General features: G+C 54.8%; 23 protein-coding genes. 19 read left to right on the top strand and 4 right to left on the bottom strand.

Features of this window, described 5'->3' with window-relative positions:
* Positions 1-140 precede the first annotated feature (140 nt).
* The 10 genes from L579_RS23730 (at position 141) to L579_RS05935 (ending at position 8,060) form a co-directional block, all read left to right on the top strand.
* The gene (locus L579_RS23730; RefSeq protein WP_152521870.1) at positions 141-374 is read left to right on the top strand and encodes a hypothetical protein; all 234 of its coding nucleotides are present in this window, start codon (positions 141-143) and stop codon (positions 372-374) included.
* Positions 371-607: a hypothetical protein gene (locus L579_RS23725; RefSeq protein ID WP_021183380.1), complete on the top strand. Its 237-nt coding sequence runs from the start codon at positions 371-373 to the stop codon at positions 605-607. Before L579_RS23730 ends, L579_RS23725 begins: the two co-directional genes overlap by 4 nt.
* A gap of 33 nt (positions 608-640) precedes the next feature.
* Positions 641-1,666: a dipeptidase gene (locus tag L579_RS05965; RefSeq protein ID WP_036625411.1), complete on the top strand. Its 1,026-nt coding sequence runs from the start codon at positions 641-643 to the stop codon at positions 1,664-1,666.
* A 151-nt stretch (positions 1,667-1,817) separates the two neighbouring features.
* Complete coding sequence (pqqA, locus tag L579_RS23200) at positions 1,818-1,889, top strand: pyrroloquinoline quinone precursor peptide PqqA (protein WP_010617686.1); 72 nt, start codon at positions 1,818-1,820, stop codon at positions 1,887-1,889.
* A gap of 55 nt (positions 1,890-1,944) precedes the next feature.
* On the top strand, positions 1,945-2,871 hold the full coding sequence (pqqB, locus tag L579_RS05960; protein WP_021183378.1) for a pyrroloquinoline quinone biosynthesis protein PqqB: 927 nt from the start codon (positions 1,945-1,947) through the stop codon (positions 2,869-2,871).
* A complete protein-coding gene (pqqC, locus tag L579_RS05955) occupies positions 2,868-3,623 on the top strand; it encodes a pyrroloquinoline-quinone synthase PqqC (RefSeq protein ID WP_021183377.1) in 756 nt (251 codons plus the stop codon). Before pqqB ends, pqqC begins: the two co-directional genes overlap by 4 nt.
* A 4-nt stretch (positions 3,624-3,627) precedes the next feature.
* Positions 3,628-3,906 (top strand): pyrroloquinoline quinone biosynthesis peptide chaperone PqqD, encoded by a 279-nt coding sequence (gene pqqD, locus L579_RS05950; RefSeq protein WP_021183376.1) that lies wholly within the window; start codon positions 3,628-3,630, stop codon positions 3,904-3,906.
* Positions 3,893-5,035: a pyrroloquinoline quinone biosynthesis protein PqqE gene (gene pqqE / locus L579_RS05945; protein WP_021183375.1), complete on the top strand. Its 1,143-nt coding sequence runs from the start codon at positions 3,893-3,895 to the stop codon at positions 5,033-5,035. The genes pqqD and pqqE overlap by 14 nt, the downstream gene beginning before the upstream one ends.
* Positions 5,035-7,353, top strand: a complete 2,319-nt coding sequence (pqqF, locus tag L579_RS05940) for a pyrroloquinoline quinone biosynthesis protein PqqF (protein WP_021183374.1) — start codon at positions 5,035-5,037, stop codon at positions 7,351-7,353. The genes pqqE and pqqF overlap by 1 nt, the downstream gene beginning before the upstream one ends.
* Positions 7,354-7,475: 122 nt before the next feature.
* Positions 7,476-8,060, top strand: a complete 585-nt coding sequence (locus L579_RS05935; protein WP_021183372.1) for a YceI family protein — start codon at positions 7,476-7,478, stop codon at positions 8,058-8,060.
* 40 nt (positions 8,061-8,100) lie between these two features.
* Here L579_RS05935 and L579_RS05930 read toward each other — a convergent pair whose 3' ends face one another.
* Together L579_RS05930 and dld are read right to left on the bottom strand one after the other, a co-directional pair.
* Positions 8,101-8,940: a hypothetical protein gene (locus tag L579_RS05930; RefSeq protein WP_021183371.1), complete on the bottom strand. Its 840-nt coding sequence runs from the start codon at positions 8,938-8,940 to the stop codon at positions 8,101-8,103.
* Positions 8,941-9,131: 191 nt separating this feature from the next.
* Complete coding sequence (dld, locus tag L579_RS05925; RefSeq protein WP_021183370.1) at positions 9,132-10,829, bottom strand: D-lactate dehydrogenase; 1,698 nt, start codon at positions 10,827-10,829, stop codon at positions 9,132-9,134.
* 435 nt (positions 10,830-11,264) lie between these two features.
* Between dld and L579_RS05920 the strand changes: the two genes are divergently transcribed.
* The 7 genes from L579_RS05920 (at position 11,265) to L579_RS05890 (ending at position 16,113) form a co-directional block, all read left to right on the top strand.
* The gene (locus L579_RS05920) at positions 11,265-12,245 is read left to right on the top strand and encodes a 6-phosphofructokinase (protein WP_021183369.1); all 981 of its coding nucleotides are present in this window, start codon (positions 11,265-11,267) and stop codon (positions 12,243-12,245) included.
* 10 nt (positions 12,246-12,255) lie between these two features.
* Positions 12,256-12,570, top strand: coding sequence for a PTS sugar transporter subunit IIB (locus L579_RS05915; protein WP_013508968.1), 315 nt, complete (start codon positions 12,256-12,258; stop codon positions 12,568-12,570).
* On the top strand, positions 12,563-13,930 hold the full coding sequence (locus L579_RS05910) for a PTS sugar transporter subunit IIC (protein ID WP_021183368.1): 1,368 nt from the start codon (positions 12,563-12,565) through the stop codon (positions 13,928-13,930). Before L579_RS05915 ends, L579_RS05910 begins: the two co-directional genes overlap by 8 nt.
* Positions 13,917-14,759 carry a class II fructose-bisphosphate aldolase gene (locus tag L579_RS05905; RefSeq protein ID WP_021183367.1) on the top strand — a complete coding sequence of 281 codons (843 nt, stop codon included), beginning with the start codon at positions 13,917-13,919 and terminating at the stop codon, positions 14,757-14,759. Before L579_RS05910 ends, L579_RS05905 begins: the two co-directional genes overlap by 14 nt.
* A 62-nt stretch (positions 14,760-14,821) precedes the next feature.
* Complete coding sequence (locus L579_RS05900; RefSeq protein WP_021183366.1) at positions 14,822-15,091, top strand: hypothetical protein; 270 nt, start codon at positions 14,822-14,824, stop codon at positions 15,089-15,091.
* A gap of 9 nt (positions 15,092-15,100) precedes the next feature.
* Positions 15,101-15,538: a PTS sugar transporter subunit IIA gene (locus L579_RS05895; protein ID WP_021183365.1), complete on the top strand. Its 438-nt coding sequence runs from the start codon at positions 15,101-15,103 to the stop codon at positions 15,536-15,538.
* The gene (locus L579_RS05890) at positions 15,535-16,113 is read left to right on the top strand and encodes an AAA family ATPase (protein WP_021183364.1); all 579 of its coding nucleotides are present in this window, start codon (positions 15,535-15,537) and stop codon (positions 16,111-16,113) included. Before L579_RS05895 ends, L579_RS05890 begins: the two co-directional genes overlap by 4 nt.
* On the opposite strand, the gene L579_RS05885 is transcribed toward L579_RS05890, so the two are convergent.
* Complete coding sequence (locus L579_RS05885; RefSeq protein WP_021183363.1) at positions 16,080-16,943, bottom strand: NAD(P)-dependent oxidoreductase; 864 nt, start codon at positions 16,941-16,943, stop codon at positions 16,080-16,082. The two genes, L579_RS05890 and L579_RS05885, sit on opposite strands and share 34 nt — an antisense overlap.
* Before the next feature lie 159 nt (positions 16,944-17,102).
* On the opposite strand from L579_RS05885, the gene L579_RS05880 reads away from it, so the two are divergent.
* Positions 17,103-17,897 carry an SDR family NAD(P)-dependent oxidoreductase gene (locus L579_RS05880; RefSeq protein ID WP_036625300.1) on the top strand — a complete coding sequence of 265 codons (795 nt, stop codon included), beginning with the start codon at positions 17,103-17,105 and terminating at the stop codon, positions 17,895-17,897.
* 69 nt (positions 17,898-17,966) lie between these two features.
* On the opposite strand, the gene L579_RS05875 is transcribed toward L579_RS05880, so the two are convergent.
* Positions 17,967-18,293, bottom strand: coding sequence for a cupin domain-containing protein (locus tag L579_RS05875; protein ID WP_021183361.1), 327 nt, complete (start codon positions 18,291-18,293; stop codon positions 17,967-17,969).
* Positions 18,294-18,410: 117 nt separating this feature from the next.
* On the opposite strand from L579_RS05875, the gene L579_RS05870 reads away from it, so the two are divergent.
* Positions 18,411-19,049 carry an RpiB/LacA/LacB family sugar-phosphate isomerase gene (locus L579_RS05870; RefSeq protein ID WP_021183360.1) on the top strand — a complete coding sequence of 213 codons (639 nt, stop codon included), beginning with the start codon at positions 18,411-18,413 and terminating at the stop codon, positions 19,047-19,049.
* Positions 19,050-19,093: the final 44 nt, after the last annotated feature.

Raw genomic sequence — 19,093 nt, 5'->3', positions numbered from 1 at the left:
GCGTGATAAATCACGCCGCTACCAACCGTGTCCCTGGCGTATCAACGCGTGATAAATCACGCCGCTACCAACCGTGTCCCTGGCGTATCAACGCGTGATAAATCACGCCGCTACCAACCGTGCTCCTGGCGTATCAACGCGTGACAAATCACGCCGCTACCAACCGTGTACCTGGCGTATCAACGCGTGATAAATCACGCCGCTACCAACCGTGCTCCTGGCGTATCAACGCGCGACAAATCCCGCCGCTACCAACCGTGCTCCTGGCGTATCAAAGCGTGATAAATCACGCCGCTACCAACCGTGCTCCTGGCGTACCAACGCGTGATAAATCACGCCGCTACCAACCGTGCTCCTGGCGTATCAAAGCGTGATAAATCACGCCGCTACCAACCGTGTACCTGGCGTATCAACGCGTGATAAATCACGCCGCTACCAACCGTGCTCCGGGCGTATCAACGCGCGACAAATCCCGTCCGACAACCCATTACCCAACGGTAGCGGCGCGATTTATCGCGCAACATTATGCGCCATCATCGGCTTGCCGGCGGCTGCGGCAGAAAAGTCCTTCTCGCGTTGCATTGCTCAGCAGCAGGCGTGCGCGTAGCATAGCCGCATGTTTTCTTCTTTTTCCTCGCTTATGTCACTTCCCACATTTGATGGTCATAACGATCTGCTGCTGAACCTGTGGCTGCATCATCGTGATAATCCCGCTGAAGTGTTTTTCTCCGGCATTGCAAACGGTCACCTTGATTACCCGCGGATGCAGCAGGGCGGTTTTGCGGGTGGCCTGTTTGCGTTATTTGTGCCACCGCAACGTTATATCGAGCAGGTTGCCCCGCAGCGTGCACAGGAGCGCGTGGCGCCACTGGAGATTCTGTGGCAGCAACTCGCCATCCTGAAAACCCTGGTGGCCGAATCACAGGGGCGTGCCCGCCTGTGTCTGAACACGGCGGATATCGCGGCCTGTCGGGCTGAGGGTGTGCTGGCGATGGTGGCGCATATCGAGGGCGCGGATGGTTTTGATGGTGAGGGGGACGCGTTGACAGCGTTTTATCAGGCGGGGGTACGCAGTATCGGACCGTTCTGGAATCTGCCCAATCGTTTCGGCGCGGGCGTCACCGGTAATTTTCCCGGTTCCCCGGACAGCGGCCCCGGTTTAACCTTCGCCGGGGAGGCGCTGATTGTCGCCGCCAATCGGCATCGTATGCTGATTGATGTTTCACACATGAACGAAAAGGCATTCTGGGATACCGCACGCTTATCCACCGCGCCGCTGGTCGCCACCCATTCCAACGCGCATGCCCTGTGCCCACAGCCGCGTAACCTCACCGATGCGCAATTACGGGCTATCCGCGACAGCGGCGGTATCGTGGGTGTGAATTTTGGTAACGCCTTCTTACGCCCCGATGGCAAACGCGACAGTGATACGCCGCTGATCGAAATTGGTAAACATATTGATCACTTAATTGAGATAATGGGGAGTGATCATGTGGGCTTTGGCTCCGATTTTGACGGCATCAGCACGCCGGACGCCTTAAAAGATGTGTCAGGGCTACCCCGGATCTTCACGCTATTGCGCGAGATTGGCTATGATCAGCCGTTACTGGAGCAGCTTGCCTGGGGTAACTGGCAGCGGGTGCTGAAACAGATTTGGCGGGAATAACACAATTCCCTTACCGAAACAGGGTTGATCTGTTCGTCACATTGGCGCAACATCAGCCCGCGATGTGTATTGCGATCGGGATCACGTTTCTCGGTGCAAACATTCCATGCAGAGAATGCTCTGCGTAAAGAGACTTTAGAGGAAGAATATTATGTGGAAAAAACCTGAATTTGTTGACCTGCGTCTGGGCCTGGAAGTGACTCTGTACATCTCCAACCGCTAAGACTTCTGCCCGCCAATCGCGCGGGCATTTTGTTTTCTTTCTCCGGTCATTTCTCATGTTTATTAAAGTTCTCGGTTCAGCGGCGGGCGGTGGTTTTCCGCAGTGGAACTGTAACTGCGCCAATTGTAGCGGCTTGCGTAACGGCACCATCCAGGCGCAGGCACGGACGCAATCTTCGATTATTGTCAGCGATAACGGTGAAGATTGGGTGCTGTGTAATGCCTCACCTGATATCAGCCAGCAAATTGCCCACACGCCAGAACTCAATAAAAAGGGCGTGCTGCGCGGTACCGCGATTGGCAGCATCATTCTTACCGACAGCCAGATCGACCACACCACCGGCTTATTAAGCCTGCGCGAAGGCTGCCCGCATCAGGTCTGGTGCACCCCGGAAGTCCATGCTGACCTGACCAGCGGCTTCCCGATTTTCACCATGTTGCAACACTGGAATGGCGGTTTGCAGCATCATGTGTTGACGCCGCTGGAGCCTTTCAGTGTCGATGTTTGTCGCAATCTTGAGTTCACCGCCATCCCGATTCTCAGCAACGCGCCGCCGTACTCGCCGTTCCGCGATCGTCCACTGCCCGGACATAACGTGGCGTTGTTTATTACAAACCGCGCCAATGGCCAAACCTTGCTGTATGCGCCAGGCCTGGGTGAGCCGGATGCGGTGATCATGCCGTGGCTGCAAAAGGCCGATTGCCTGCTGATAGACGGTACCGTCTGGCAGGATGATGAGCTGCTGACCACCGGCGTTGGTAAAAATACCGGCAAAGCGATGGGCCATTTAGCGCTGGCTGAAGAACAAGGTCTGATGGCGTTGCTGGCGTCCTTACCGGCGAAACGCAAAATTTTGATTCATATTAATAACACCAATCCGATCCTCAACGAGCAATCACCACAGCGTCAGTACCTGACGCAGCAGGGCATTGAAGTGAGCTGGGATGGGATGGCGATCCATTTGCAGGAGTCTTCATCGTGATCATTACTGAAGCCCTGACGCCAGCCGCCTTTGAACAGGCACTGCGCGCCAAAGGTGCCTACTACCATATCCATCACCCGTACCACATCGCCATGCATAATGGCGCGGCGACACCGGAGCAGATCAAGGGCTGGGTTGCCAACCGTTTCTACTACCAGACCAACATCCCGTTGAAAGATGCGGCGATCATGGCGAACTGCCCGGATCCGGCAACGCGCCGCAAATGGGTACAGCGTATTCTCGACCACGATGGTAGCAACGGACACGAGGGCGGTATCGAGGCCTGGTTGCAGCTGGGTGAAGCGGTAGGGCTGACGCGTGAAGAACTGCTGTCTGAGCAGCATGTGCTGCCGGGCGTGCGCTTTGCGGTTGACGCCTACGTGAACTTTGCCCGTCGCGCCAACTGGCAGGAGGCGGCCTGTAGCTCGCTGACCGAATTGTTCGCGCCGCAGATCCATCAGTCACGTCTCGATAGCTGGCCGCAGCACTATCCGTGGATCAAAGAGGAAGGTTATTTCTACTTCCGCAGCCGTCTGAGCCAGGCGAACCGCGATGTTGAGCACGGGCTGGCGCTGGCGCTGGAGATCTTCACCACGGCGGAACAGCAGAACCGTATGCTGGAAATCCTGCAATTCAAGCTCGACATCCTGTGGACCATGCTTGATGCCATGACGATGGCTTACGCATTAGAACGTCCCCCTTACCACACGGTCACCGACAAGGCGGCCTGGCACACCACCCGACTGGTATAAACAGATGAAAGATAACCTGATCCCCGCGTTCCGCCGTGGCTATCGACTGCAATGGGAACCGGCGCAGGAGAGCCACGTTGTGCTCTACCCGGAAGGCATGGCGAAGCTGAATGAAACCGCTACCGCCATCCTCGAACTGGTGACCGGCAAACAGGATGTCGCCGCGATTATCGCGACGCTGAATGCGCGCTTCCCGGATGCGGGTGGTGTGGATGAAGACGTAAAAGCATTTTTGCAGTCCGCTATTGAACAGAAATGGATCCAGTGTCGTGAACCCGAATAAAAACGGCGTGACGCCGCCGCTGTGGCTGCTGGCCGAGCTGACTTACCGCTGCCCGTTGCAGTGTCCGTACTGCTCGAACCCGCTCGATTTTGCCCAGCAGGAAAAAGAGCTGACCACCGAACAGTGGATTGAGGTGTTCCGTCAGGCACGCGCGATGGGTAGCGTGCAGCTCGGTTTTTCCGGCGGTGAACCGCTGACGCGTAAAGATTTACCGGAACTGATCAAGGCGGCGCGCGATCTCGGTTTCTACACCAACCTGATCACTTCAGGCATTGGCCTGACGCAAAACAAACTGGATGCGTTTGCCGATGCCGGACTGGACCATATTCAGATCAGCTTTCAGGCGAGTGACGAAACGCTGAACGCCGCGCTGGCCGGATCGAAAAAAGCCTTCCAGCAGAAGCTGGAGATGGCGAAAGCGGTGAAAGCACACGGTTATCCGATGGTGCTGAACTTCGTGTTGCATCGCCATAACATCGACCAGATCGACAAAATTATCGACCTGTGTATCGAGCTGGAAGCCGATGATGTCGAACTGGCAACCTGCCAGTTTTACGGCTGGGCGCATATCAATCGTCAGGGATTGTTACCGACGCGCGAGCAAATCGCCCGTGCCGAAGCAGTGGTGGCCGAGTATCGCCAGCGCATGGAAGCCAGCGGCAACCTGACCAACCTGTTGTTCGTCACGCCGGATTATTACGAAGAACGTCCGAAGCCCTGCATGGGCGGCTGGGGATCGATCTTCCTCAGCGTCACGCCGGAAGGTACGGCATTGCCGTGCCACAGCGCCCGCCAGTTACCGGTTGAGTTCCCGTCGGTGCTGGAGCAGAGTCTGGACGACATCTGGTATAACTCATTCGGTTTTAACCGTTACCGGGGTTATGACTGGATGCCGGAGCCGTGCCGTTCCTGTGACGAAAAAGAGAAGGACTTCGGCGGCTGTCGTTGCCAGGCCTATATGCTGACCGGCAATGCTGACAACACCGACCCGGTATGCAGCAAATCGCCACACCACGACAAAATCCTCGAAGCCCGGCGTGAAGCCAGCTGTAGCGATATCAAAATCGCACAACTGCAATTCCGTAATCGCGCCAACTCGCAGCTGATCTACAAGCAGCGCATTCTCTGATGACTACGCGCAGCCTGACACTGGCGAATGGCCTGCGCTGTCACCTCCACCAGCAACCTGATGCGCACGATGCTGCCGCGTTGGTGCAGGTGACGGCGGGCAGCCTGCATGAGCCGGATCGCTGGCCAGGGCTGGCGCATTTGCTGGAACATCTGGTGTTTTGCGGTAGCACAGGCATCGCTGATGACCAGCGCCTGATGCCGTGGGTGCAGCAACAGGGCGGCCAGGTCAACGCGACTACCCAACTCAGCGACAGCGCATTTTTCTTTCAGGTTCCGGCCAGGGCGTTGGAGGCAGGCGTCGCGCGTCTGCTGGATATGCTCGCGGCTCCGCGTCTGACTGAGGAGGCCATCCGCCAGGAAAGTGCCGTCATTGACGCGGAGTATCGTTTGCTGCAACGCCACGCGGCCACATTGAGCGAGGCGGCGTTGCTGGATATGCCTGATGCCCCTGCGCGGTTACGGCGTTTTCGTGTCGGCAGTCAGGTGGTTTTCGGTGACAACGTCACAGACTTGCAGCAGGCGTTACGCGCGTTTCATCAGCAGCATTATGTGGCGGAGAGCATGACGTTGTGGCTGCAAGGCCCACAATCCCTGGCGGAGCTGGAACAACTGGCGCAACGCTATGGTCAGCAACTCAGGCCGGGCACCGCACCGGTCATCGCGTTGCCGTCCCCATCAGGCGGCATCTCGCACCGGCAGATCCAACTGGCGGGCGAAGAAGCCTTCTGGCTGACTTTTATCTTGCCGGACAGCGCCGATACGCTACGTGACAATGTCACCTTATGCCGTCAGTTCTGGCTCGATGAGGCTTCCGGCAGTTTGCTGGCACAACTGCGGGCCGCCGGGTTGTGCGAAAATATCAGCCTGCAATGGTTATGGCGTGATAGCCAACACAGTTGGCTGGCGCTGAAATTTACGGCGCGCACCCTTAGCACGCGCCAGGCTCTGTGCATCGAAGCGCAGTTCCGGCAACACCTCAGCGACCTGATGCACACCGGAACCTCACAACGTCACCATTATCAGCGGCTGGCGCAGGAAGACTTCAGGCAACTGACACCGCTGGAGCAACTGCGTGGCCGTGCTACCGGCTTTGCGCCGGGCACTGCTGCCGACTTTGGTGACTGGCTCCGGCTCCTGCAACAATGCCAGCCACGCCGATTGCTGACCCAGGTCCAGGTTGACGCGATAACCCGCCACACCCAGGGATTCGACCTCGCGCTTGCCGACTGGCCCGCACCGGCGAAGGTGTCGGCCTCGACACTGCCATGTTGGTTTTATCCACTGGCGCAGCCGCCGAGTCTGCGGGCGTTGCCTGACCAGAGATTCCCCATGCTGCGGGTAACGCCGGTTCAGCCACAGCAGACCTTGCTGTTGCGTCCGGCATTTTACCAGCCGTTAAGTGATGAGCTTGCCGGGGCGCGCCAGCAATTGCTGCGTCCCATTCTCGCTGCGTTACGCCATAGCGGCGGGCGTGGGAGTTGGCAGCAGGTGCAGGGGAGCTGGCAACTGACGCTGCATCTGCCGAAAGAGCGGGACGCGGCGTTGGCTGCGGTGCAACAGACGGTGCAGGCGCTGCATATTGGGGTTGAACCTCAACCGGTGAATGCTGCTGATGGCATCGTGATTCGTCAGTTGTTAGCAGCGTTGCCGCACCAATTGCTGACAACATCAGCGGCGCCAGGCTGGCAGGCGGCCTGGAGTGGTAGCGACATGGCGTTGGCTGAGGACATCGCGCGGGTGCTGAGTGACCTGCCGTTGGCCGCAGCGGCGGCTGAGCCATCATTAACCGCAGGCGTGACCGCCATTCCGTGCTCAGGTCGTGACCAGGCGCTGCTGCTGTTTATGCCATTGATCGCCGCCGATGATGCCTCGCTGGCCGCGTTGCGCATGCTGGCGCTGATTTATGAACCACGCTTTTTCCAGCGCCTGCGGGTCGAACAGCAAATTGGTTATGTGGTGTCGGCGCGCTACCAGCGGGTGGCGGATGTGGATGGCATCCTGCTGGCGTTGCAATCACCTGATATCCCCTGGCCTACGCTTCTCGGTCATTGCAAACGCTTCCTGCGTGCCCTCGATGTTGCTGAGGTCGATCTCGCGGCCTTGCAGCCAACATTGCGCAACCCGCTTTCCAGCGTGGATAACGCGACGGCGGCGTTACGGGCATTGCGGCAGCAACAGGGACTGGCGGAATTATCGTCCGACGCCATTGATGCTCTTTGCCTGACACAGCTGCAACAACTCCATCAGCGTTTGCTGCGCGGTCGTCGTCACTGGCGAGTTCTGGTGGCGTTAAGTCAGACGCTGAATTGTCCCTGAAAGTAACTGTTTCATATTGATATTGCTGAATTTTTTTGAAAAATTCAGCCAAAACTCTTCACTGTTCCTGCGCGGCATAATGCCCGACACTCAAGGCATATTCTGAGCAAAAAGGAACACCCGTGAAAAACGTTACTCGCTTCGCACTGCCGTTGCTGGCCGCCGCTACCCTGTACGCTCCGCTGTCACAGGCGGCTGCCATGCACTACGATCTCAACCCGGAACACACCTCGGTGATTGTCACCTGGACCCACTTCGGTTTCTCCCATCCCACCGCCGATATCCCGAACAGCAAAGGTACGCTGGTGTTTGATAAGGACCACCCGGAGCAGTCACGCGTTGACGTCACGCTGCCGATCACCCAGATCGATAGCCATGTCCCGGCGCTGACCAAAGAGTTTCTCGGCAAAGAGTATTTTGACACCGCGAAATATCCGTCGGCGGTGTTCCACAGCACCAAAGTGGTCGCGAAGGGCGATAACAAGTTTGATGTAGAAGGGAATCTGACCCTGAAAGGCATCACCAAACCGATTACTCTGCACGCCACGCTGAACCAGCAGGGTGAGCATCCGATGGTGAAGAAGCAGGCGATTGGTTTTGATGCCACCGGCACCATCAAGCGTTCTGACTTCAAGCTGGATAAATATGTTCCGGCGGTGAGCGACGATGTGACGCTCACCATTTCGACCGAAGCGTACGCGAAGTAATTAAGGTCCATAATGGCGCGATTTATCGCGCCATTATGGATTAAGCAATAAATCCAAACGGCGCAAGCTCAGGTAGCTCAACTTTGAGTTGATGCCATTGTTGGTCGCGACCCCGGATAAAGATTTTATTATCCCCTTCCATTTTAAGCAGTTCACCAGGATGTGATTTCTCATTGATAGATTTAGGTGCTTGATAGACCGGAGCATTCTTGTCGATCTCATGCCAGATGCCACGCAAATCCATAATCATGGTATAGAGCGGGTTGCTGGAATCGATCTGACCGGGAATCAGTCTGTTGGCTATTTCTGTCACCGTTTTCTGACTAAGATCCCCATGCAGCAGCAGAAACATGTCATAGCTAAAAAAGAAATCCCGTAACACGGCGACTCTGTCGGGAGAATAGATAGCTGAAGCCCCTTTGGTTGTGCAGATTACACACATTTCGTTATGTTCTATCTGAACACCATTCAGGGTTGAATTTCTCTTCGGATGATAAAAGAAATAATCCTTATTACCCATGTCAATCTTTAATTCGTCTGTTGTATCCAGTTGTGTTCGTATGCCGTTATTATGCTGGAAAATTAATTTTTCTTGAGTTCGTTGAATCACCGAAGCGTCGGAACTCTGCAATAGCCAGTTATTCGGGAACCACATACGTCCGGGCGTAAAAGACCAATGGGGAAGTATGTTATTTGCTATCAGAGGAGGATTTGTGGCATCAACGGAATGAGCAAAGGAGACAGCGCTGTTGGGCGAGTTAGCAATATCAGATATATTCTGGTAGATAAGAGGATATATTTTTTCCGTTTCTTCCTTAGTGTAATCATGGCTTTCCGTGTAAGGCGTGCTTGACGTGAAATTTGCTGTAATTAAGTTCATTTAGCCCCCAGGTGGAATCAATAACCAATACTTGACTGTCCACTATGCTGCATTTCCTTCACTATGTATTTATATTTATAATAATTTCAGGTTACTGTACCGATTTGATGTTTTCTTACTGAAATTAATCAGAATTAAATCATAATCTTTTTGCGTGGCGGCGCAGGATATTGCGCCGCCACGGGCATGAATTACTCCGCCCAGAATTTCTTCTTACTGGTTTTGCCAATCCCCGGATTGCAACTGTTGGTCGGATCGAGTTGTTTCCAGTGCGCCACATGATCGCAGGATGCGTGATACAGATGTCCGACGTTATGTTCTGCCGGATACTTCGCCCCACGCTGCTCCAGTACGACTTTCACCGCCTCTTTAAACGCCTTCGCATCCACGCCCGCCTTCAGCACATAATCCTGATGATTAACGTAGCAGAAGAAATGCCCGCAGCAGGAATCGACCTGCACCTGCGCTGCCAGGTGATCTGGCAGCGTTAAACGCCAGGCATCATCATTACGACGCAACGCCACGTCAAACGCCACCAGGCGCTCATTCGGGTTGTAGCCCAGCGCATCACAGTAGGAGATGGTGCAGCCGCCCACGCCAAAGCGCACCAGGAAGGCATCTGCTGCTTCGCGTGCATCGCAGTGGAAGAAATCACCGCTGTGGTTGGCAAAAAAATCTGCCAGTAACCCCTGCAATTCAGCGGTTTGCGCTGACTCCACCTTAATCATCAGATGATGTTCATACGCGCTGCGGTAATCCATGATGCGTGGCGCGACAAAGCGCGGAGTGATCTGATTAAAGAATTGCAGCACCCGATCAACAAAATTGCGTGGCAAAAATTTCAGGTGGCTTACGCGCACATCCCACCTGGCTTTGCCGGCCATCAGGCGCGGTATCGCCTGCGGGCCGAGTTTGCGAATTGCCAGATACATATGTTTGGCGTAACGCACGGTGAGGTCAAAGGCGTTACGGTGGATATACTCCGCCTGCACCGGCAATTCACTCATCCGCGTCAGCAGATAGCGGCGCAGTTCCACCAGCACCAGCTCATCGTTGGTGCCGATATAGAAGGTGTCGCTGCCAGCACTGGCTTCGAAGGTAGGAAGACGCACCGCAAACACCACCACTTTACCTGCGCTACCCGAACTGTCATGCAGATAACGCAGATCGCCATTAAAGCGCGCGGGGCTGTCGGCGCTGACGTCGCGCAGACGGTCAGCGTAGTCATCCGCCCAGATCTTTCCCTGCCAGTCGGGTTGGTCACCGGTTTGGTACTGCTGACGGGTGAGATTTTCCAGCATCGCTTCCGGCGTGTCACCCAGCGCAATGCCGAGATGGTTGACCATCTCCAGTCGACCATCATCATGAATGCGGGCAAATAACGATTTTTCGGTAAACGCCGGACCACGGCGAATCAGCGAGCCACCGGAGTTGTTGCAGATGCCGCCGACCACCGACGCACCAATACAGGACGAACCAATGACCGAGTGCGGCTCACGCCCCAGCGGTTGCAATGTTTGTTCCAGCTCCGTCAGGGTGGTGCCGGGGAAGGCAATCACCTGACGCGCCTCATCAATGACCTGCACGCCCTGTAACTGGCGGGTGCTGACAATCACCACCTCACGATCGTAATCGTTGCCGTCCGGCGTCGAGCCGCCGGTTACGCCGGTGTTTGATGCCTGCATCAGAATAATGGCGTCGTGCGCCACGCATACCTGAAGGGTTTGCCACAGTTGTAATAACGTCTGGGGGAGCACCACGGCCAGTGCCTCACCGCGCCCAACGCGAAATCCTTTGGTGTACCAGGCCTTATCATCAGAATGGGTTAACAGCTGTTTTTCACCTACCACGTCACTCAGTTGACGCAACATTTCCTGCGGGGATGTCATGTTTTCTCTTCTGTGTCATGTGTCTGCCGGGTTATTGGACAGGCGGATACGGCGCTATGTCAATCATTCATCGGCACTAAAGTTAAAATAACGCACTGAAGCATTATCCCTTTATCTCGCGCGGAAAAACCGCAGCGTACCAATAAAAATGCGCGGGTTATCACAAAATAGAGGCAAAGCAAAAAGACAAATAAATTGTTAAATCGGGCCAGACAGGTAGAAGCATGAAAAATATATAACGTGATGAATTTTATAATAATTCCATGTCTTTGGAAAAATTTACCATGTGATTAACATCACAAATTTAGGTCTTTAAATATCTTTGTCAATGACCTGGCCGGCTAAATTCGTAGCAATAATGTGATCTCCATAGCAAATACAAATCCTCTTCACCGGAAGAATGACTGTCAGAAGCGCAGCGTAAGGAGCAGGATAATGAGAATTGGCATGGTGATCAGCGGTGGTGATGTTACCGGCATAAATAACTTTATCTTTCAGATTTCTCGCTTAACCCAGGCGGATATGGTGTTATTTAACGGCGGCATTCCGGGTTTGCTGGAAAATAAACATCAAGAAATATCGCAGCGTGATCTGGTGGATTATGCCATCGCGGCGATCCCGGTAATGCAATCAGGACGGCCAACGCGAAAATTAATTCGACCGGAATATGAAGCCATAGCGAAACAACTTAAATCGCTACGCATTGACGTATTAATTATGGCCGGAGGCGATGGGTCGCTGCAATTCCTTCATATTCTGAGTGAATTTGGTGTCAATTGCTTTGGCGTTGGTATGACCATCGATAACGATGTATTCGGCAGCGATTATACCATTGGCTTTTCCACCGCCTGTGAACAGGTGCTGAAGGAAGTGGCGAAATTACGTAACACCGGGCGTGGATTGCCGGGGCGCGTATTTATGGTGGAGCTGCTGGGTGGTTATTGTGGTGAATTAACCCTGCAATCAGCGATTAAATCCAATGCGGATTTTGCCTTGATCCCCGAGTGCCAGATTCCGCCGCATGAGCTGGCGGAACGGGTCACGGCACGTCTGGCGCAGCAAAACAGCGTGATTATTCTGTGCTCTGAAGCCTATACCCGCGAATATTCGCCGGGGTTCCAGGGGGCGATCGATACCTTAATTAAACAACTTGAACCTTTGATTGGTGTGCGTATCCGTAAAACCATCATCGGTTACGGCCTGCGTAATGGCGAACCCACCTGTGAAGAAATTTATCAGGGCACCATTATGGCCAGCGAAGTGGCGCGTTGTATTCAGTCGGGAATGCGCAATAAAGCCGTCATTATTAATGGCAGCAATAAACCGATACCCATTGATTTAATAAGCATGAAAAAACGCCTGGTTGACACCGAAGGGCATCATTACAAACTCGCTAAACAACTGCATATTCTGTGAGGAGATAGCCATGCTGAAAATATTATGTGTGTGCGGATGTGGTCTGGGATCCAGTTTCGCCATCGAAATGAGCGCCAAAGCGGTATTAAAAAAGTTAGAAATTGATGCAGATATCGATCACACCACCATTTCTGAAGCCAATGCGTTTAAATCCGACATGATTTTAACGCAGAAGGCATTTGCCGACGTATTAAATGCCGATGCCAGTCCGGAACAAATGAAACGCGTGATTATTCTCAACAAGCTGACCGATAAGGCGGAAATTGAGCAAAAGATCGTGGCGTTTATGAAAGAACACAACATGAAGGTTGCCAGCCATGAATAGTGTTATTAACTTCCTGGTCAAAGATCTGTTAGGGCAGGCATCGATTTTGATCGCCTTTATTGCCCTGGTGGGTCTGCTGTTGCAAAAAAAATCCGCAGGCAAGGTGGTGGAAGGCACCTTTAAAACCCTGCTCGGTTTCTTAATTATGATGGCGGGTATCAACATCATTGTCGGTACGCTGACCTTCCTGAATACCATCTTTACCCACGGCTTTGGCATGCAGGGTTATATCACCGATGTTGCTGCCATCGCCGGGTTAGCGAACCGCGAGCTGGGTTCAGAGGTGGCGTTGACGCTGTTGGTGATCTTTATTGTCAACATCATCATTGCCCGTCTGACACCGTTCAAATACATCTTCCTGACCGGACAGGCGCTGCTGTGGATGGCGACTATCGGTGCGGTGATCGGCTACAAAGCGGGGCTGACAGGCTTACCTCTGATCCTTACCGGCGGCATTTTTGGTGGTGTGATGGCGGTGGTGATGCCGGCACTGGCACAACCGGTGGTGCGCCGCATTACCGACTCGGATGATGTTGCGCTCGGCCACTTCTGCACCATTGGCTACCTGGTGACGGCGGCAGTGGCGAAGGTGGTTGGCAAAGGCTCGCGTTCCACTGAAGACCTGAAGCTGCCGGATAACTTCAAATTCCTGCAAGACACCTATCTGTCGATGGCGGTGGTGATGGTGCCGATGTACCTGATCCCGGCGCTGGCGGCAGGCCCGGCGTTTATCGCTCAGTACAGCAGCGGTATGAACTACCTGATGTACGCCTTTATGCAATCGATTCAGTTCGTGTGCGGGGTATTTGTACTGTATAGCGGCGTGCGTCTGCTGCTGAATGAGTTGGTACCTGCCTTCCGCGGTATCGCGATGCGCATCGTACCGGATGCTAAACCGGCACTCGACTGCCCGGTGATGTTCCCCTATGCGCCGAATGCGGTGATCGTGGGCTTCCTCGCCACCACCCTTGGGTCGGTCGTTGGCATGTTGGTGTTCCCGATGTTCGGTCTGGCGATGATTTTACCGGGCCTGCTGACCAACTTCTTTGCCGGAGGCACCGCTGGGGTGTTTGGTAACGCGCTCGGCGGTCGTCGCGGCGCGATGATCGGCGGCTTTGTCCACGGTCTGTTCATTACGCTGCTGCCCGCCATTCTGGTACCGATGCTGGAAAGCTACGGTTTCACCGGCGTGACCTTCAGTGATTCAGACGTTATCAGCACTGGCCTGGTACTCGGCCATGCCTTCCAGAATAACTGGCTGTTCGTCGCCCTGTTTATTGTCTTCATTACCCTGATCGCCTGGTTTGTTAACGGAAAATCCACTAAGCCTCACGAGGAAAATATTCATGAAACTTTATAACTTTACCGATCTGTTACAGGTGGCCAAACAACGTGAATTTAAAGCGCTTGGTTCCTTTAATTTACACTGTCTGGAGATGTTACCGGCTTATTTTAAAGCGGCGGAAAAAACCAATAGTCCATTAATGATTCAGATCTCTACCGGTACGGCGAAATATCTCGGTCATAAATTGTTGGTCGATGCGATTCGTTCGCTGGCGGAAAGCCGCAATGTACCGACCTGTTTGCATCTGGACCATTGCTCCGACCTGGATGCCATTCAAACGGCGCTGGATGCCGGTTTCAGTTCGGTGATGTATGACGGTTCACATCTGCCGATTGACGAGAACATCTCCAACACGCGTAAAGTCATTGATATGGCACGCCCGCTGCATGTTTCGGTTGAAGCGGAACTGGGGGCGATCGGCGGTTCAGAAGATGGTAAGTCGGTGGAAATGAACGAAACATCCTTCACCACCGTGGACGATGCGAAGCGTTTCGTGGATGAAACCGGTGTCGATATGCTGGCGATCTCGATTGGTACGGTACATGGGTTATACACCGGCAAAGCACATATCCAGCATCAGCGACTGGCGGATATTACCGAAGCGACGCACACGCCATTGGTACTGCACGGCGGCACTGGCGTCAGCGATGAAGATATGCGTCTGGCAGTGCGCAGCGGTATCGAAAAAGTGAACGTCGGCACAGAAATGAACGTGCAATGGGTGGCGCGCTGTAAACAGACGTTCGAAAAGGGCAAAGTAAACGACAGCGTGCGCAATTTCCTGGTACCGGCGAATGATGCCGTTACCGATGTGTTAGTCGAAAAAATTCAGTTATTCCGCTAAACCGCATCTTTCATGACGTATTAACCTGAGGTGCCCTGGCGCCATTCGGGGCAGGAGACGCTATGTTCGGATTCAGGAAAAAGGTCCCGGAAAATAACGGGCAGGATCAGCAGGAAATAGATCGTCAGGCTGAAAGTATCAGCGAGAAAATAAACGCGCTGGAGCAGCAGCTGGCAAATAACCCACGGGCGGGGGACACGCAAAAACAATTAATGCTGGAATATAATCGTGCATTAAGTTTATTTGCCAAAAGCCGCCGTTTTCGTCAGGAGATTGATCCGCTGTTCGTCAAAATCGATGAGCTGCGTAATACCATCCGCAAATCGATTTAAGGAGGCGGTATGAGCATCAAACAACTGTTGCAGGAAGCGAATGCGATTCAGGTGGGGATTACCAGCCGTGACTGGCGGGAAGTGATCAGCCTTGCCGCCCGGCCACTGGTGCAGGGCGGCTATGTCAACGCCTCCTATCCCGAAGCGGTGATCGCCAACACCCTGACGCACGGTGCGTATTACGTGTTTGAAGAGGGGATTGCCATCCCTCATGCCCGACCGGAAACCGGAGTACTGAAGGATTGCTTCAGCCTGATTGTGCTGGAGGAACCGGTGTCGTTCGACGGCAGCGACAAGGCGGATATCGTCATCATGTTTGGCGCGCGTGACAGCAATGCGCATATCGAGGAGGGCATCCGCGCGATTGTCACGATGCTGGAGGATGAGGAGACGCTGGTGCGACTGCGTAAAGCCAGCAGTGTGGCGGAGGTAATGGACATCCTATGACAACCCCCACTGAAGAAAAATGCGTGGTGCTGGTCAACGGCATTCCCGCCTCGGGTAAAAGCACACTGGCGCGCGCGCTGGCGCAGCAATTTGATCTGCCGGTTTTGACGCTGGATAGCCTGAAAGAGCCGTTTATGGCCAGCTTTGCGCCGGTGGATCGCCTGCGCAATCGTCAGCTCGGCTGTGCCGCCTATCAGGCGATATGGAAGATCGTCGGCCAGGCACCGGCCAGTTGCGTTTACCTGATTGATGCCTGGTTTGGTTTTCAACCCAAAGCGGTACTGGAAGAGGGATTACAACACGCAGGCGTGACGCGGGTGCTGGAGCTATGGATGGCGATCACCCCGGATGAGGTGGTGGCGCGCTATCAGGCAAGGCTGGAACAGCGTATGCCGGGGCATCCGGGGGCGGAGTATCTGCCCGAACTGCGGCAACTGGCGGAGCGGGCGCAGCCGATGGCGCTCGGTCCGGTGTTGCAACTGGATGCCCGTGCGCCGGACGTAGCCGCTGCACAAGCGTGGTTGCAGCGGCAACTTCAGCGTCAGTCAGCGCGGGCGCTTTCGGCATCGGGTTGAAAGAAGGCCGCCAGCAGGTCGCTGAGTTGTTGATCGCCTCTGCGGTCGGCTGCCAGCTGGCGGCACACCTCGCCCAGCGCCTGATACAGGCGATCGGTTGCCAGCTCGCCCTGATTCAGCGTCGCGATTTCATCCATCTCCGCCGCCCAGCGCCAGGCTTTTGGCAGCATATCCGGGGCGGCTTTTTTCATTCTTTTCAGGATCTGCGGCTGGCTCTCCGTCATCTCCTCATGCAACGCCTCCGCCGCGCCAACCCGACTGGCGTTAATCAGCATCGCTGACACCAACAAGGTGATGCCTTTATTGATCCCGGCGTAGGACATTTTTAGCGCGGATGCCGCGCCGTTTTCCGCCGACATAATGCGCACGCGCAGGCCCAGGTCGCTCAACTCCGCTAACTGGCTGGCGTGGGGGCCGGAAAACCAAAAGCGTGGCCCGTCAGGATTCTGCTCGCCCGGCGGCAGCCCGATAATCGCGCCATCGACAAAAGGTGTGCCGGTGGCTTCAATCACCGCGGCCACCTGTTGTAGCGTTTCCGGGCTGATGGCGTTGCAATCGACGTACAGCGGTTTGCGCGCCGCCGCCTGTAAATGCGGAGCCATCTGCTGCGCCCAACTCAGAGCGAATTCGGGCGGCACAATGGAAAAAATAATGTCGGCGTCACACAGCGCAGCTTCAGGGGCATCGATAATGTGCGCGGCGTGCGCGCGTTGTTGTGAGTCGGCAGAGCGTTGGCTTAACGGGCTGATGACGCGCGCGCCGTGCTGGCTCAGCACCGCCGCAACTGCCGCGCCCATCGCACCCGGTGCGGCAAAGGCAAGGGTTTTCATGATGTGGTCCCACGGGAGTGAAAGCATTGAGTGTGGCTGCGTTTTGTCCGCAATTGGCAAACTCTTTGGTTACAAAGCATGTTTCGTTAATGCGGTGCGTGCAGTATCTACCAGGCTTTTCGATCGTGTGCAGGTATCGTAACCAACATGGAGAATGTGATGAAAATCGATCTACACGGCAAAACAGCGTTAATCACCGCGTCCACCGGCGGCATTGGTTTCGCCATTGCGCAGGGGCTGGCCGAGAGCGGGGCCGAAGTGGTGTTGAACGGGCGCAGTGAGGCGTCGGTCAGTCGGGCGCGAGACAAACTCAATGCTGCGGTGGTGGGGGCGAAAATCCATACCCATATCGCCGATCTCAGCAGCGCACAGGGCGTTGAGACGCTGCTGAAGGGATTGCCTGCCATCGACATTCTGGTGAATAACGCCGGGATCTTTGGTCCGAAAGATTTCTTTGCCACCGACGATGAGACCTGGGAAGCCTACTGGCAGACTAACGTGATGTCCGGCGTGCGGCTATCACGCGCCTTACTGCCGGATATGGTGAAGAAAGGTTGGGGCCGCGTGGTGTTTATCTCTTCCGAGTCTGCGCGCAATATCCCGGTCGATATGGTGCATTACGGCGTGAGTAAAACCGCGCAGCTTTCTCTGGCACGCGGTCTGGCGAAAGTGGTAGCCGGTTCTGGCGTCACGGTGAATAGCGTGTTACCCGGCCCAACAATTTCGGATGGTTTTGCCACCATGATGGCCGACGAAGTGAAACGCACCGGTAAATCGCTGGAGACGCTGGGGAAAGAGTTTGTTATGAGCCAGCGTCCGAGTTCGGTGATCCAGCGGGCCGCCACCGTCGATGAAGTGGCGAATATGGTGGTGTACGTCTGCTCCACTCAGGCGTCGGCCACCTCCGGTGCTGCGCTGCGCGTCGATGGCGGCGTGGTGGATGATATTGTTTAACCAGGCAGAAAAAGCGCGATTATGTGCGGTCCGTAGCGGCGCGATAAATCGCGCAAATCTGTACGCGATTTATCGCGCGAGAAAATCCTCACGCTGCGGGGTAAAAGTATCCAGCAGCGTGCCCGCTTCGAGACAGACACAGCCGTGCACCACATTTGGTGCTTTATACAAGGTGTCGCCGGCGCTCACTTCTTTGGTCACACCGTTGATGGTGAACGCGAAGCGCCCGGAAAGCACATAGGTCAGTTGTTCATGCGGGTGGTGATGCAGTGGACCTATCGCCTCTTTTTCAAAGCTGACCTCAACCGCCATCATGCGGCCACCGTGCGCCAGCACCCGGCGGGTCACGCCATTTCCCAAATCCTCAACCTGTGTGGCATTGCGGTAGATAAACATCGTCATTCCTCGCAGTTGTGTGACATAACTCACAAGCAAAAGGGCATTTCTCTGCTGCATTTTACTGATCTTTGATTAAAATGAAACGGTGTTTCAATTTAATATGAAGGATGGATCATGAAAATCGCGTTAATGATGGAAAACAGCCAGGCGGCAAAAAACGCCACCGTATTAACCCAACTGGAGACGGTGGCACAACCGCTGGGTCATCAGGTGTTTAACGTCGGCATGAGCGACGAGCAGGATCATCATCTGACTTATATTCACCTCGGCATCATGGCCAGCGTGCTGCTCAACAGCAAAGCGGTGGATTTCGTGGTCGCCGGATGCGGCACCGGACAGGGCGCATTGATGTCGCTGAATATCCATCCCGGCGTGGTGTGTGGCTACTGTATCGATCCGGCTGACGCTTATCTGTTTGCCCAGATCAATAACGGTAATGCCTTGTCGCTGCCCTTTGCCAAAGGTTTTGGTTGGGGGGCAGAACTCAACCTGCGCTTTATCTTCGAGAAAGCTTTCACCGGAGAGAAAGGGCTGGGTTATCCGCCGGAACGCAAAGAACCACAGGTGCGCAACGCTGGAATCCTTAACCAGGTGAAAGCGGCGGTGGTCAAAGAACATTATCTCGATACCTTGCGTGCGATCGATCCTGAACTGGTGAAAACCGCGCTGAGCGGCCCGCGTCTTCAGCATTGCCTGTTCGAGCATGGGCAGAATGACGAGATTGTGCGTTTTGTGCGTGAGGTGGTGGCTTAAGCTATCACCTCAACGTAGCGGCGCGATTTATCGCGCGGTTCCGT

This window comes from Pantoea sp. AS-PWVM4 (genome assembly GCF_000468095.1).
Classification (GTDB): Bacteria; Pseudomonadota; Gammaproteobacteria; order Enterobacterales; family Enterobacteriaceae; genus Pantoea; species Pantoea phytobeneficialis.
Note: the sequence above shows the minus strand (reverse complement) of the source record. Positions and strands in the feature narration are given on the sequence as shown.